This window comes from Amycolatopsis sp. NBC_00438, from assembly GCF_036026695.1.
Lineage (GTDB): Bacteria > Actinomycetota > Actinomycetes > Mycobacteriales > Pseudonocardiaceae > Amycolatopsis.
On the sequence record NZ_CP107923.1, the window covers coordinates 5789621 to 5804168 of the forward strand.

Consider the following 14548-nt stretch of genomic DNA (forward strand, 5'->3'; position numbering starts at 1 on the left):
ACCCAGTCCACCAGCGATCGCGGCCACTCACCCCGATCTCGCCACCGGCACCACCCGGCCACCGCCATCCCGAGCGCACTGACCGAGCGGGTCCAGCGACCCCAACCCACCAGCGGTCGCCGACCTCCCACCCCGATCTCGCCACCGGCGCCACCCGGGCAACCGCCCTCCCAAGGGCACCGACCGAGCGGGTCCAGCGACCCCAACCCACCAGCGGCCGCCGACCTCCCACCCCGATCTCGCCACCGGCGCCACCCGGGCCACCACCCTCCCAAGCGGTACGGACCAAGCCGGTCCAGCTAGCCCAGCCCCGGGCCACCGCCCTCCCGAGCCGACCCTCGCCGTCCGCGCCGCCCATCGGCAGGCGCCCGCCCGCTGTTCCGCGCCGAGTCAGACCGGCCACTCCGCGTCGGGCTCACTAGGATCGCGGGCGATACCCGCAGACGAGTCTTGGAGGACCCAGGTGATCACCGCGATCGTGTTGATCCAGGTAGAGGCGGACGCGATCCCGGACGCCGCGCAGGCGATCGCCGACCTCGACGGGGTCGGGGAGGTCTACTCGTGCGCCGGGGACGTCGACCTCATCGCCACCGTGCAGGTCTCCGCGCACGAGGAGCTGGCCGAGCTGATCCCCGGGCGGATCGGGAAGGTGGCGGGCGTCCTGAACACCGTCACGCACATCGCGTTCCGCTCCTACTCCCGCGCCGACACCGAATCGGCCTTCTCGATCGGCGCCGAGGAGTGAGCGACCTCCCGGAGGAGCTGGCCGCCGCGCTCGCGGCGGCCCCGGACGCGGCGGCGCTCTACGAGGCGCTGCCGCCCTCCCACCAGCGGGAATACACAAAATGGGTCGCCGAGGCCAAGAAGCCGGAGACCCGGGTCTCCCGGGCCGGGAAGACCGTCACGAGACTGCGAGAACGCTGAAGGCCACCTTCCGGATCGGAAGGTGGCCTTCAGCGTCAGTACCGCTCAGTGCTCGGAGTGCTTGGACGCCGTCTCGGCGCTCTCGATCTCCGCGCGGGTGTGGCCGTTGCCGTTCGCGTGGCCATTGCCATTCGAATGCCCGTTGCCGTTGGAGTGCCCGTTGCCGTGCGCCCGCTGCAGCGCGGTGGTCTCCTCGGCCGGGTCCGGCGACCAGAACGTGCCCGGCACGGCGTGGCCCGCCGAACCCAGCTTGTTCATCTTCTTCGGTACGGACGCGCCCTGGTACTCGAGCGGGATCGCGTGGCCGTGGCTGTCTACGCCGCCGAGCGGCTGGTGGATCTCGATGAACTCACCGTGCGGCAGCCGCTTGATGATGCCCGTCTCGACACCGTGCTCCAGCACCTCGCGGTCGGCCCGCTGCAGGCCCAGGCAGAGCCGGTAGGTGAGGTAGTAGGCGACCGGCGGCACGAGCAGGACGCCGATGCGCCCGGCCCACGTCGTCGCGTTCAGGGAGATGTCGAACTGGTCGGCGATGATGTCGTTGAAGCCCGACAGCTCGATCACCATGAAGAAGCCCAGCGCCATCGCGCCCAGCGCCGTGCGGACCGGGACGTCCCGGGGCCGCTGCAGCAGGTTGTGGTACGCGGTGTCCTTGGACAGCTTCCGCTCGATGAACGGGTAGCTGATGAACAGGCCGATCAGGATCGGCATGCCGACCGCGCCGGGGAAGAACACCGCCGGGATCGTGTAGTTCCCGAGGTAGACCTCCCACGCCGGCCAGATCCGGAGCATGCCGTCGGCCCAGGCCATGTACCAGTCGGGCTGGGACCCCGCCGAGACCTGCGCCGGGTTGTACGGGCCGAAGTTCCACACCGGGTTGATCTGGAACAGGCCCGACATGAGCGCCAGCACGCCGATGACCAGCGTGAAGAACGCGCCGCCCTTGAGGGCGAAGTACGGCATGATCCGCACGCCGACGACGTTGGTCTCCTTGCGGCGCACACCCGGGAACTGCGTGTGCTTCTGGTACCAGACCAGCGCCAGGTGCGCCCCGACCAGGGCGAGCATGATGCCCGGCAGCAGCAGGATGTGCAGCGTGTACAACCGCGGGATGATCTGATCGCCGGGGAACTCCCCACCGAACAACGCCCAGTGGATCCACGTACCGATCACCGGCACCGACAGCACGATCCCCGACAACGTCGCCCGGATCCCGGTACCGGAGAGCAGGTCGTCCGGCAGCGAATACCCGAAGAACCCCTCGAAACAACCCAGGACCAGCAGCAGACCACCGATCACCCAGTTGGCCTCACGCGGCTTGCGGAACGCGCCGGTGAAGAACACCCGCAGCATGTGCACCGCCATCGACGCGACGAAGATCAGCGCCGCCCAGTGGTGCAGCTGCCGCATGAACAGCCCACCGCGGACGTCGAAGGAGATGTCCAGCGTCGTGCGGAACGCCTGCGACATCTCCAGGCCCTGCATGTTCTTGAAACTGCCGTGGTAGACGACCTCCTGCATGGAGGGGTCGAAGAACAGCGTCAGGTACACCCCGGTCAGCAGCAGGATGATGAAGCTGTAGAGCGCGATCTCGCCGAGCAGGAACGACCAGTGGGTCGGGAACACCTTGTTCATCTGGTGCCGCAGGCCCTTGGCCAGGCGGTAGCGCTGATCGGCGTTGTCCGCGGCGTCGCCCACCGCCCGCTCGATCGCGCTCGACCCCTTGGTCGGCGTGGTGAGTGAACTCATGACTTACGCTCCCAAAAGGCCGGACCGATGGCCTCGATGAAGTCGCCTCGCGCGATCAAGTATCCCTCTTCGTCCACCGTGATCGGTAGTTGGGCCAGCGGACGGGTCGCCGGACCGAAAATCGGCTTGGCGTAGTGGAGGGCGTCGAACTGCGACTGGTGGCACGGGCACAGGATGCGGTTGGTCCGCTGCTCGTACAGGGAGGTCGGGCAACCGACGTGGCTGCAGATCTTCGTGTACGCGTACAGGTCGCCGAAGTTGAAGTCCTCCTGGCCGGACCGCTTGACCACCTTGGCGGCGTCGGTCGGGCGCAGGCGGATCAGCATGACCGGGTTGTCGACCCGGGTCAGCGCGGCGGCCAGCAGCTCCGGCTTGTCCTTCTCGGAGTCGCGGTACGGGAACACCGTCTCCATCGCGCCGGCGTCGAGGTCCTCGGCCTTGACCAGGCTCGCTTCCTGGCCCTCTTCCAGCGGCTTGCCGGTGTTGCGGCGCAGGTAGACCTTCTCGCCGGGGAAGTTCGGCTGCCAGCCGGTGTGCCAGAGGGAGTCGCGGCCCTCGGTGTCCTTCCACGGGTTCTTGATGAACGACGCGAGCGGCAACGCGGCGGCCGCGAGGCCCAGCGTGCCGGCCCCGGCGATCGCCGAGCGCTTGATCAGCGACCGGCGGGCGATGGTGCTGCGGCTCCCGGCGTCGGCCAGGTGCGCGAGGATCGTGGCGCGGTCGACCTCGGCCGAGCCCGCGCCGTCACCGTCGTGGCGCTCCTGCACCGAGACCTCGGCGGGCACGAACTTCTTCGTGTACAGGATCACTCCGATGCCCAGGCCGAGGATAGCCAGGCCGAGCGTGAGCCCCAGCATCGGGGTGTACAGGCTGTACCAGAAGTGGCCGCTCTCGTTGTCCGGCGCCTCGTACTGCCACGGCCACCAGATCAGCGAGACGACGAAGCCCAGCCCGGCCACGGCGGACAGCGCGAACCAGAACGCCACCAGGCGTTCGGCGCGCTTCTCCGCCCGGGTGCCCTCCACGGGCCACGGGGTCGGGTATTCGGCGATCTCGACGCCGTCGAGCTGACCGCCCAGCTTCAGCAGCTGGTCACGGTCCATCTCAGCCAGCTCCGCCTCCGACGGCGGCTTAGGCCCCTCGGCACTCATGCCTTCGATCCAATCCACAACGTCACGCCGATCAGCGCGGCGATCCCGACGATGAAGGCGATGACGCCCTCGGAGGCGGGGCCGACCCCGCCGAGGCCGTTACCACCCGGGTCATTGTTGCCGTCGGACACCGACTTCACGTAGGCGACGATGTCCTTCTTCTCCTCCGGCGACAGCTGCCGGTCGGAGAACTTCGGCATGTTCTGGGGGCCGGTGAGCATGGCGGTGTAGATCTGCTCTTCGCTGGCCGGGTCCAGGTTCGGCGCGTACTTGCCCGCCGACAGCGCGCCACCGCGGCCGGTGAAGTTGTGGCACGAGGCGCAGTTGAGGCGGAACAGCTCGCCACCGCGGGCCGGGTCGCTGCCGCGCAGGGCCTCGCCCTTCTCCGCGGGACGCTGGGCGCCGCCGCCGTGCGCCTGGATGAAGGCGCCGACCGCGTCGATCTCGGCCTCGCTCAGCTTCGGCGGCTTGCGCTCGACCTGCGCCTCCTGGCGCGCGGCGGGCATGCGGCCCGAAGAAGTCTGGAAGTACACCGCGGCGTCACCGATGCCGATGAGGCTCGGGCCGCGGTCCTGCACGCCTTCGAGGTTCGCGCCGTGGCACGCGATGCAGGTGTTGTTGTAGACCTGCTCGCCGAGGCGCAGCTGCGCCGGCGTGCCCTGGGCCTGCGCGGTCTGCGGCTCGGGGGCGAACACGGCGTACAGGGCGCCGGCGCCCACCAGCGCGATACCGAGCGCGAGCAGGCCGGCGAACCGCCTCCGCAGCTTCGACCGCGCGCGGTAGCCGCGCTCCGAGGATTTGGTGCTGGTGGTCATCTTGCGGCAACCCTTGCTGTCAGTTCAGGCCGATGGTGAAGGTGGTGGCGGCTGGGTGCGGCTGCCTCATGGCAGGAGGTAGATCACACCGAAGAGGCCGACCCACACGATGTCGACGAAGTGCCAGTAGTAGGACACGACGATCGCCGACGTGGCCTGAGCGGGCGTGAACTTGCTCAGCTTGGTGCGGATGAGCAGGTACACGAAGGCGATGAGCCCGCCGATGACGTGCAGGCCGTGGAACCCGGTGGCGAGGTAGAAGACCGTGCCGAACGGGCCGGACGGGATCGTCATCCCCTCTTCGACCAGGTTGTGGTACTCGTTGGCCTGGCCGCCGACGAAGATGGCGCCCATGATCAACGTGATGATGTACCAGCGGCGCAGGCCGTAGACGTCACCGCGCTCGGCGGCGAACACGCCGAACTGGCAGGTCAGCGACGAGAGCACCAGGATCACCGTGAACGGGATCGCGTACCCCACGTTGAGGTGGAACGGCTCGTCGTGCAGCGGTGGTGGCCACGCGCCGGTTGAGTTCTGCGCCTTGACGGTGAAGAACATCGCGAAGAGTCCGGCGAAGAACATCAGTTCGCTGGACAGCCACACGATGGTGCCGACACTGACCATGTTCGGCCGGTTCAGCGAGTGAACCCGCTGACTGATGGTGGGAGCTGCCGTTGTCACGGATCGCATTATGTCCTCCCGCACCGCCGTCCCGCCGGGTGGGTCCACGGCAAGTCGCGTGCGGAGCCGATCACACCCCCGGCGGAGAAAGGTGAGAGCTACTCATGGGTTTACTCGACCGGCTGCGTGACCTGGTCAAGAAGGGCGAAACCGCTGTTCTGACGCCTGATACGCCCGGGTTGAAGATCGTCGCCGAGGCCTTCGACCCGGTCGTCGCGGACTCCGCCGTACTCGCCGGTTCACCCACCTGGGTCAGCACGGCACCGGCCGTTCTGCGGCACCACCTGCTGCTGCCGCCGGGCCGGCTCGCCGAGGCGGCGTCGATCCTCGCCCAGGACGGCTACGACCTGCGAGAAGAGTCACCCGAAGGGGATCGCTCGCGGGTGCACGCGGTGCGCGTCCAGGTCCTCGACGCGCTCCACTGCGCCCAGGAACGGTCCCGGATGGCGGGCCTCGCGCAGCGGCTGGGCGGCGACGCGCTGGGCTGGGACGCGCTCCAGCCGGAGGCGCCCGCGTGATGTCGGTCTCGGCCGATACGATCGGTGCGAGTAGAGCTTTGACAACGACGGAGGCGTGCTCAATATGGCCGAGCGGGCGATGCGGGTCCTGGTGTTCAGCCACAAGGCGGAGGTGCGCGAGGCGATCGTGAACGCGGTCGGCCGGCGGCCCGCCGCCGACGTGGGCCGCGTGGAGTACGTCGAGGCGGCCGGCATCGCGGACGTGCTGTCCGAGGTCGACGCCGGGAACGTCGACCTGGCGATCCTCGACGGCGAGGCGCAGCCCACCGGGGGCATCGGGCTGTGCCGCCAGCTGAAGGCCGAAATCGGGGTGGGGGCGGGCCGGGCCGGTAAAAACACAGTCTGCCCGCCGATCGTGGTGGCGGTGCGGCGGCGGGACGACCGGTGGCTGGCCACCTGGTCGCAGGCGGACGCCGTGCTGGTGCACCCGCTGGACCCGCTGACCGCCGCGGAGACCGTCGCCGACGTGCTGCGCGCGCGACGGGTCCCCGTCGTGAACGGCTGAGCCCGGTGACCACCCCGGTCCCCCGCACCTGGCCACCCCTGCTCAAGCAGCTCATCGCGCGGGTCGACCTGTCCGAGGACGACACGGCGTGGGCGATGGACCAGATCATGAGCGGCGCGGCGAGCCCGGCCCGGATCGCCGGGTTCGCGGTGGCGTTGCGCGCCAAGGGCGAGACGCCCGCGGAGATCGCCGGCATGGCCGCGACGATGCTGGCGCACGCGCGCCGCGTCGAGCTGGACGGGCCGGCGGTGGACATTGTCGGCACCGGCGGTGACGGCTCGAACTCCGTGAACATCTCGACGATGGCGACGATCGTCACGGCGGCGGCGGGCGCGCCGGTGGCCAAGCACGGCAACCGCAGCGCGTCGTCGAAGTCCGGGGCGGCCGACGTGCTGGAGACCCTCGGCGTGCGGATCAGCCTGCCGCCGGAGGAGGTGCAGCGCAGCCTCACCGAGGTCGGCGTCGGGTTCTTCCTGGCGTCGGCGTTCCACCCGGCGCTGCGCCACGCGGGCCCGGTGCGGTCCGAGCTGGGCGTGCCGACGACGTTCAACCTGCTCGGCCCGCTGACCAACCCGGCCCAGCCGGGCAGCGCGCTGATCGGCTGCGCGTACCAGGACAAGACCCGGGTGCTGGCCGAGGTGTTCGCCCGGCGCGGCACGCGGGCCCTGGTGGTCCGCGGCGACGACGGCCTCGACGAGATCACCACCACGACGACGTCGACGGTCTGGGTGGTCGACGGCGGCGAGGTCACCGAGCGCGGCCTCGACCCGTTGGACGTGGGGATCCCCCGCGCGACGGCGGAGGACCTGCGCGGCGGCGACGCGGCGGCGAACGCGGAAGTGGTCCGCGAACTGGTGGGCGGCAAGCCGGGCCCGGTCCGCGACGCGGTCCTGATCAACGCCGCGGCGGCCCTGGCGGCCTTCACGGGCTTCTCGGCGTCCCTGGAAGACGATCTGCGAGCGGGCCTGGTGCGCGCGGCCGAGGCGATCGATTCCGGGGCCGCGGCGGCCCTGCTGGACCGCTGGATCGCGTTCCAGTAGCCGGACGGCGTCAGCCGCGGAAGGCCGTGCGGTACGAGGTCGGGCTCGTCCCCCGCAGCCGGGTGAACTGGTGCCGCAACGCCGCCGCGGACGCGTAACCGCACGCCACCGCGATGTCCTCCACCGACAGCCGGCCCTCCTCCAGCAGGGCCTGGGCGCGGTCCAGCCGGCGCTCCGTCAGCCAGCGGTGTGGCGTCGTGCCCGTCGCCGCCGAGAAGCGGCGGAGGAACGTGCGCTCCCCCAGGCCGCTTCGGCGGGCCAGCTCCGCCACCGTGAACGGCTGGTCCAGCCGCCGCTCCACCCATTCCAGTGCTTCGGCCACCACCGAGTCGTCCGGCAGGGACGGGACCGGGGCCTGGACGAACTGGGCCTGGCCGCCCGCCCGGAAGGGCGCCGCCACCATCCGGCGGGCCAGCGTGGTCGCCGCCGTCACGCCGCGCAGGCGGCGGACCAGGTGCAGGCACAGGTCGACCGCCGCGACCGTGCCCGCGCTGGTCAGGACGCCGTCGTCGTCGGCGTACAGCGCCTGGGGATCCACGAGCGCCGTCGGGAACTTCTGCCGGAACTCCGCCTCGTACACCCAGTGGACCGTGCAGCGGCGGCCGTCGAGCAGGCCCGCGTACCCCAGTGTGAACACGCCCGCGCAGAACCCCGCCACCCACGCGCCGCGCGCGGCCGCGTCGCGCAGGACGTCCAGCACCGGGGACGGCGGCGGTGCCGTCCGGGGCGCGCACGTCGGCACGATCAGCAGGTCCGCCGACGCCGCGAAGGACAGGTCCGCCAGCCCGGACAGGCCGAAGCCCGACCAGCTGGCGACCGGCGCGCCGGCCGGGGAGCAGACGGCGAAGTCCCAGCCTTCGATGCCGTCCGCGCTGCGGTCGGTGCCGAACACCTCGCACGCGACGCCCAGCTCGAACGGCGAAACGTGGTCGGCGAGCACCACCGCGACCCGGTTGACGTCCATCGGCCGAGTGTGTCACAAGTTTTGCGGCCGTTGTCATCTCTGACACTGGTCGGCCGGCGCGCGCGGGACGAACCTGGTCCGCATGATGAATTCGGAAACCCGCCCGCTGCTCCAGTGGACCGCGGCGATGGCGATGTCCGGGACGATCGGCGCGGTCGTCCTGGAAAGCGGTGCCGCGGCCCCGGCCGTCGCGTTCGCCCGCTGTTTCGTCGGCGGGACGCTGCTCGTGCTCTGGTGCCTCGCGCGCGGCTGGCTGCAGGCCTGGCGGCCGACGCGCCGCGACCTCGGCCTGGCCGTGCTGGGCGGGCTGTTCCTGGTCGGGAACTGGGTGCTGCTGTTCGCCTCGTACGCGCTGTCGTCGATCTCGGTCAGCACGGTCGTCTACCACACCCAGCCGCTGATCCTGGTCGGCTTGGCGGCGGCGTTCCTGGGCGAGAAGTTCGCGAAGAGTCACCTGATCCGGGCCGGGATCGCGTTCGGCGGCGTGGCGCTCATCTCACTGTCGGCCCACGGCGAGGACGGCAAGCCGGTGCAGCTCGCGGGAATCGCCCTCGCCCTCGGCGCGGCCGTGCTCTACGCCGGCGCGTCCTTCGTCGCGAAGCAGCTGAAGCACGTCCGCCCGCACCTGCTCGCGGCCGTGCAGACCACGGTCGGCGCGCTGCTGCTGGCGCCCGTGCTGCTGATCACGCCGCTGCCGTCGACGACGTCGGGGCTGCTCTGGCTGGTGCTGCTCGGGACGGTGCACACGGCCCTGATGTACGTGCTGATCTACGCCAGCATCGGCAAGCTGCCCACGACGACGGTGGCGCTGCTGTCCTACGTCTACCCGGTGGTCGCCGTGCTGGTCGACATCGCTTTCTACGGCCACCGCCCGACCTGGCCCGAGGCCGTCGGCATGCTCGCGGTGCTGGCCGCCGCGCTGGCCCCGCAACGCACGAAAACCGGCCGCCACACTGTCGAGCAGCGTGACGGCCGGTCAGCGGAACTCGAGGTCAGTCGTGCGACGGACCCGTGTGGTACTCGAACACCAGGCCGCCGATCGTGATCAGCAGCGCGACGAGCGCGATGACGAGGAGCCAGATGTGGAAGAACGCCAGGGCGAGGGCGGCCAGGGCGGCGGTGGCCGCCATGCTGACCGGCCAGTAGCTGCCCGGGCTGAAGAAGCCCAGCTCACCGGCGCCGTCGCTGATCTCGGCGTCTTCGCGGTCTTCGGGGCGCGGTTCGATGCGGCGGGCGACGAACTGCATGTAGCTGCCCGCGAGGAACGCGAGGCCACCGGTGAGGAACAGCGAAACGATGCCGACCGGCTCGGGTCCGTGGGTGGCGGCCAGTGCGGTCCACACCCAGTACACGGCCGCCATGAACACGGCGAAGCTCGCCACGATGAAGAAGATTCGCGCTTCGACCTTCATGGGTCTTTCCTACTCCTGTTATCGCTCTTCAGGGGGTCCGGGTGGCGGAGCCCCCGGCCCGGGGCGGAGCTCCGGTTGGCACAGTCGCCGGGCGTCAGTTCGACGCGGTCCGCGCCGTGCGGTCGGTGTTGAACGGCTGGGTGGTGACCGCGTGCGGGGTGCACAGCTCGCCGCAGTTCATCTTCGTCAGCGCCTCGGACGCGGTGAACGTCTGGTTCGTGGCCGGGTTCACCTGCTTGCGCAGCGCGATGTACTGGTCGTACTTGTCCGCCGACAGCGCCCGGACCTCGAAGTTCATCACCGAGTGGTACGTGCCGCACAGCTCCGCGCACCGGCCGACGAAGGAGCCTTCGCGGTCGATCTTGTTCTGGAAGGAGCTGTCCTGGTTGTTCTTGTCCGGGTTCGGCATGACGTCGCGCTTGAAGTGGAACTCGGGCACCCAGAAGGAGTGGATGACGTCGGTCGAGATCAGGTCGTACTGGATCGTCTTGCCGACCGGCAGCACCAGCAGCGGGATCTCGCCGGACGAGCCGACCGTGCTGACCTGGCCGCTGCCGTCGGGCTTCGCGGCGCTGGGGTCCTCGTACTTGAACTCCCAGTTCCACTGGAACGCCACGACCTGGACCTTGACGTCCGGGTTCGGGATCTTGTCCAGGACCTTCGACTCCGTCGTCGCGGTGAAGAAGAACAGGACGCAGACCATGATCGTCGGGACGACGACCGTGAACAGCTCGAGCGGGATGTTGTACTGGAACTGCCGGGGCAGCTCCTCCGGCTCGCCGTCGACCGTCTTCTTCTTGCGGTGGAACGTCGCGGTCCAGAAGATCAGGGCCCAGACGATGACGCCGACGACGAGCGCCGCGACCACGGTCCAGGTCCAGAGGTTCCGCATCTCGTTCGCCTGCTCGGTGACACCCACCGGCCAGCCGAACCGCAGGATCTCGTCGCCGGAGCAGCCCGTCGCGGTCAACGCGACCAGCACGGCCAGCGCGGCTACGCGCACGGTCCGCTTACCCAGGGTGCGCTCGGGTTTTCCCACTGCGCCTCGCCCTTTCACCCAGAGCCTCCTACGACCGATCTTTGTGACAGGTGCGGAGCCTAGCCGAGTTGGCGCGCTCCGCTGACCAAGGGGTAACCCTCGACGCGCGTGGTACGCGCCACGTGGGCGCCCCGGCCCGGACTCGCGTGTCGTCCGCCACGGCGCGCCCGGCATACTGGGCGCTTCCCAGCCCCGCGAAGACCCCCTGAAGGTGTGTGAGTACCCGTGTGCGGCCTGCTTGGACTGATCTGCGCGACCGAGACCGGCGCGGCGAACGCGCGTGACGCCGTCGGCGCGGCCATGCGCTGCCAGCGCCACCGCGGCCCCGACGAGCAGGACACCTGGGCCGACGCCGAGGTCGTCTACGGCTTCAACCGGCTGGCGTTCATCGACGTCGAGCACTCCCACCAGCCCCTGGTCTGGGGGCCGCCGGAGGCGCCGGGCCGGTACACGATGAACTTCAACGGCGAGATCTACAACTACGAGGACCTGCGGGCCGAACTCGCCGAGAAGCACGGGGCGAAGTTCGAGACCGAGGGTGACGGCGAGGCGATCGTCGCCGGCTACCACTACCTGGGCGCCGCGTGGGTCGAGAAGCTGCGCGGGATGTTCGCCTTCATGATCTGGGACTCGCAGGAGAAGCGGGTCTTCGGCGCGCGCGACCCGTTCGGGATCAAGCCGCTGTTCTACTCGGCAGGCCCCGGCGGCGTGGCGTTCTCCAGCGAGAAGAAGAGCCTGCTGGAGCTGTCGGACACCCTCGGCGTCGGGCAGGAGCTGGACCGCAAGGCGCTGCAGCACTACCTGGTCCTGCAGTACGTGCCCGAGCCCGAGTCGCTGCACACCGCGATCCGCCGCGTCGAGTCCGGGACGTCGTTCGAGGTGGTCCCCGGCGGTGAGGTGAAGTTCACCCGGTACTTCCACCCGCAGTTCGCCACGAAGGCGGTCAACGGGCCCGCCGAAGCAGAGGCGCTGTACGAGCGCATCGCCGATGTGATGCGCGACTCGGTCGGCAAGCACATGATCTCCGACCCCGACGTCACGGTCGGCGCGTTCCTCTCCGGCGGCATCGACTCCACCGCCACCGCCACGCTGGCCAAGGAGCACAACCCGAACCTGATCGCGTTCACCACCGGGTTCGAGCGCGAGGGCTACTCCGAGGTCGACGTCGCCGCCGAGTCGGCCGCCGCGATCGGCGTGAAGCACGTCGTCCGCACGGTCACCGCGGACGAGATGATGGAGGTGCTGCCGCTCATCGTCTGGTACCTCGACGACCCGGTGGCCGACCCGGCGCTCGTGCCGCTCTGGTTCATCGCGCGCGAAGCCCGCAAGCACGTCAAGGCGGTCCTTTCGGGTGAAGGCGCCGACGAGCTGTTCGGCGGCTACACGATCTACAACGAGCCGATTTCGCTGGCGCCGTTCGAGAAGATGCCGGGCGGCATGCGGAAGCTGATCGGCAAGGTCTCCACGAAGATCCCGGAGGGCACCCGCGGCAAGGACCTGCTGCGCCGCGGCGCGCTGCCGCTGGAGGACCGCTACTACGGCAACGCCCGCAACTTCCGCGACGACCAGCTGCGCCGCGTGCTCAAGACGTACCAGGAAGGCGTGGGCTTCAAGGACGTCACCGCGCCCTGGTACGACGTCTCGCGCGGCTGGGACCCGGTCGCCCGGATGCAGCACGTCGACCTCTACACCTGGCTGCGCGGCGACATCCTCGTCAAGGCGGACAAGGTGACCATGGCGAACTCCCTGGAGCTGCGGGTGCCGTTCCTGGACGCCGAGGTGTTCAAGGTCGCCGCTTCCATCCCGCTGGACCAGAAGCTGGCGCACAACACGACGAAGTACGCGCTGCGCCAGGCACTCGCCAAGATCATCCCGGCGCACGTGCTGAACCGCCGCAAGCTCGGCTTCCCGGTGCCGATCCGGCTGTGGCTGCGCAACGAGATGTACGACTGGGCCAAGGGCATCATCAACGATTCGCGGACCGAAGAGCTGCTGGACAAGAAGGCCATCCTGGCCCTGCTGGAGGAGCACAAGGCAGGCCAGCTGGACCGCAGCCGCCAGCTGTGGGCGCTGATCGTGTTCATGCTGTGGCACGGCATCTTCGTGGAGCACCGGATCAAGCCGGAGATCCCGGAGCCGGTGTACCCGGTCAAGCTCTGACCGTCCATTGTAGACAGTGTGTCCCGCGCGCGGGACATGCGAAAGGGCTCCTCGCCGAGGCGGGGAGCCCTTTCGCGTCGGGTCAGTGCCACCACTGCCGGGTGCCGCCGGCCACGAAGTCCCACAGGTCGGGCCTTGTCGCCGTCGGTGAAGAGCCGTTCTGGTCCGGTTCGAGGCAGCGGTCGTTCCACCCGCTCCGCAGCACGGAGGCGGGGTGGTCCGGATCGGCCGCGCCGGCCGGCGGTGCGATGACTTCTTGACGGTCACGGTTTCCCGCTCCGGGTCGAATCCCCGCGGAGGACCGGCAGCGGCCCGCGGGCCGCTGCCGGAGTTCCCCTGGTGGAGCCGTCCGATCCCCTCTCGGCCGCCTCTTCGGCCATTCTCCGTACCGGACGGGGCGTCGTCGAGCGGTTCAACGCCAGACGCAAACCCCCAGGTCAGGCGCACGAAAAGGCCCCCTCGCCGGCGGGCGAGGGGGCCTTTCGAGGACAGCGCGTCAGACGGGCAGGACCACCGAGATCTCGTCGGCCGCGTCCGGGCCGAAGGCCTCGCCGATGCGGGCGAGCGCGTCGGCGCGGTCGAACGTCCACTCCTGGGTGCCCACGGTCTCCAGCACCAGCACGGCAACGAGCGAGCCGAGCTGGGCGGCGCGTTCGACGTTGAGACCGCCGTCGAGACCCGCCAGGAAGCCCGCGCGGAAGCCGTCGCCGACACCCGTCGGGTCGGCCTTGGCCCGCTCGGGCACCGCGCCGATCTGCAGGGCGACGCCGTCCTTGCCGACGATCTCGACGCCCTTCTCCCCCAGCGTCGTGATGCGCACGCCGACCTGCTCGAGGACGTCGGCCTCGGTCCAGCCGGTCTTCTGGAGCAGCAGCTCCCACTCGTAGTCGTTGCTGAACAGGTACTTCGCGCCCGCGACGAACGCCCGCGCCTGCTCCCCGGTCATCCGGGCCAGCTGCTGGGACGGGTCGACGGCGAAGGTGAAGCCGCGCTGGCGGCACTCCTCGGCGTGGCGGACCATGCCCTCCGGGTCGTCCGGGCTGATCAGCACCAGGCTCAGCGCGCCGGCGCGTTCGGCGATCGGCGCCAGCTCGATGTTGCGGGACTCCGCCATCGCGCCCGCGTAGAACGTCGCGATCTGGCAAAGGTCCTCGTCCGTCGTGCAGACGAACCGCGCGGTGTGCGCGGTCTCCGACACGTGCACACCCGAGGTGTCGACCCCGTGCCGCTCCAGCCAGGAGCGGTAGTCGGCGAAGTCGGCGCCGACCGCGCCCACCAGCACCGGCTTGACGCCCAGCATGCCGAGGCCGAACGCGATGTTCGCGCCGATCCCGCCGCGCCGGACCACGAGGTCGTCGGCGAGGAAGCTCAAGGACACCCGGTGCAGCTGCTCGGCCACCAGCTGTTCGGCGAATCTCCCCGGGAAGTGCATGAGGTGGTCGGTTGCGATACTGCCGGACACTGCGATCCTGGCCTTGTCTGCCACCGGCTGCTCCTTTGTGGTCGACCTCACGGCAAACGGCGCGAACCTACCCCCGGGTCGTGCCCCATCCGGGTTGTTCGCGCGCACCACCCGACACTACCGGCTGG

15 protein-coding genes are annotated in these 14548 nt (G+C 70.0%); 7 read left to right on the forward strand and 8 right to left on the reverse strand.

From position 1 onward, the window contains the following. Window positions 1-463: 463 nt before the first annotated feature. Together OG494_RS25600 and OG494_RS25605 are read left to right on the forward strand one after the other, a co-directional pair. On the forward strand, window positions 464-745 hold the full coding sequence (locus OG494_RS25600) for an Lrp/AsnC family transcriptional regulator (RefSeq protein ID WP_328443055.1): 282 nt from the start codon (window positions 464-466) through the stop codon (window positions 743-745). After that, window positions 742-924 carry a YdeI/OmpD-associated family protein gene (locus OG494_RS25605; RefSeq protein ID WP_328443056.1) on the forward strand — a complete coding sequence of 61 codons (183 nt, stop codon included), beginning with the start codon at window positions 742-744 and terminating at the stop codon, window positions 922-924. Before OG494_RS25600 ends, OG494_RS25605 begins: the two co-directional genes overlap by 4 nt. A gap of 45 nt (window positions 925-969) precedes the next feature. On the opposite strand, the gene qcrB is transcribed toward OG494_RS25605, so the two are convergent. From qcrB to ctaE, 4 genes are all read right to left on the reverse strand, one after another. Beyond that, on the reverse strand, window positions 970-2673 hold the full coding sequence (qcrB, locus tag OG494_RS25610) for a cytochrome bc1 complex cytochrome b subunit (protein WP_328443057.1): 1704 nt from the start codon (window positions 2671-2673) through the stop codon (window positions 970-972). After that, on the reverse strand, window positions 2670-3824 hold the full coding sequence (gene qcrA, locus OG494_RS25615; RefSeq protein WP_328443058.1) for a cytochrome bc1 complex Rieske iron-sulfur subunit: 1155 nt from the start codon (window positions 3822-3824) through the stop codon (window positions 2670-2672). Before qcrA ends, qcrB begins: the two co-directional genes overlap by 4 nt. Beyond that, window positions 3821-4639 (reverse strand): cytochrome bc1 complex diheme cytochrome c subunit, encoded by an 819-nt coding sequence (gene qcrC, locus OG494_RS25620; RefSeq protein WP_328443059.1) that lies wholly within the window; start codon window positions 4637-4639, stop codon window positions 3821-3823. Before qcrC ends, qcrA begins: the two co-directional genes overlap by 4 nt. A 66-nt stretch (window positions 4640-4705) precedes the next feature. Beyond that, on the reverse strand, window positions 4706-5329 hold the full coding sequence (ctaE, locus tag OG494_RS25625) for an aa3-type cytochrome oxidase subunit III (RefSeq protein ID WP_328443060.1): 624 nt from the start codon (window positions 5327-5329) through the stop codon (window positions 4706-4708). A gap of 95 nt (window positions 5330-5424) precedes the next feature. On the opposite strand from ctaE, the gene OG494_RS25630 reads away from it, so the two are divergent. The 3 genes from OG494_RS25630 (at window position 5425) to trpD (ending at window position 7383) form a co-directional block, all read left to right on the forward strand. Continuing rightward, window positions 5425-5838: a hypothetical protein gene (locus OG494_RS25630; RefSeq protein WP_328443061.1), complete on the forward strand. Its 414-nt coding sequence runs from the start codon at window positions 5425-5427 to the stop codon at window positions 5836-5838. A gap of 64 nt (window positions 5839-5902) precedes the next feature. Further along, the gene (locus OG494_RS25635; RefSeq protein ID WP_328459022.1) at window positions 5903-6343 is read left to right on the forward strand and encodes a hypothetical protein; all 441 of its coding nucleotides are present in this window, start codon (window positions 5903-5905) and stop codon (window positions 6341-6343) included. Window positions 6344-6348: 5 nt separating this feature from the next. Further along, on the forward strand, window positions 6349-7383 hold the full coding sequence (gene trpD / locus OG494_RS25640) for an anthranilate phosphoribosyltransferase (protein WP_328443062.1): 1035 nt from the start codon (window positions 6349-6351) through the stop codon (window positions 7381-7383). A gap of 10 nt (window positions 7384-7393) precedes the next feature. On the opposite strand, the gene OG494_RS25645 is transcribed toward trpD, so the two are convergent. Further along, window positions 7394-8347, reverse strand: coding sequence for a GlxA family transcriptional regulator (locus OG494_RS25645; RefSeq protein WP_328443063.1), 954 nt, complete (start codon window positions 8345-8347; stop codon window positions 7394-7396). An 82-nt stretch (window positions 8348-8429) separates the two neighbouring features. Between OG494_RS25645 and OG494_RS25650 the strand changes: the two genes are divergently transcribed. Continuing rightward, entirely contained in the window at window positions 8430-9392 is a 963-nt protein-coding gene (locus OG494_RS25650; protein WP_328443064.1) for a DMT family transporter, read from the forward strand. Here the strand turns inward: OG494_RS25650 and OG494_RS25655 are convergent. Together OG494_RS25655 and ctaC are read right to left on the reverse strand one after the other, a co-directional pair. Next, on the reverse strand, window positions 9340-9759 hold the full coding sequence (locus OG494_RS25655; protein WP_326947325.1) for a cytochrome c oxidase subunit 4: 420 nt from the start codon (window positions 9757-9759) through the stop codon (window positions 9340-9342). The two genes, OG494_RS25650 and OG494_RS25655, sit on opposite strands and share 53 nt — an antisense overlap. A gap of 94 nt (window positions 9760-9853) precedes the next feature. Further along, window positions 9854-10798: an aa3-type cytochrome oxidase subunit II gene (gene ctaC / locus OG494_RS25660; RefSeq protein ID WP_328443065.1), complete on the reverse strand. Its 945-nt coding sequence runs from the start codon at window positions 10796-10798 to the stop codon at window positions 9854-9856. Between the two features lie 225 nt (window positions 10799-11023). On the opposite strand from ctaC, the gene asnB reads away from it, so the two are divergent. After that, window positions 11024-12958, forward strand: coding sequence for an asparagine synthase (glutamine-hydrolyzing) (asnB, locus tag OG494_RS25665; RefSeq protein WP_328443066.1), 1935 nt, complete (start codon window positions 11024-11026; stop codon window positions 12956-12958). Window positions 12959-13454: 496 nt separating this feature from the next. Here the strand turns inward: asnB and OG494_RS25670 are convergent, their stop codons facing one another. Then, entirely contained in the window at window positions 13455-14444 is a 990-nt protein-coding gene (locus OG494_RS25670; RefSeq protein WP_328443067.1) for a carbohydrate kinase family protein, read from the reverse strand. Window positions 14445-14548 lie beyond the last annotated feature (104 nt).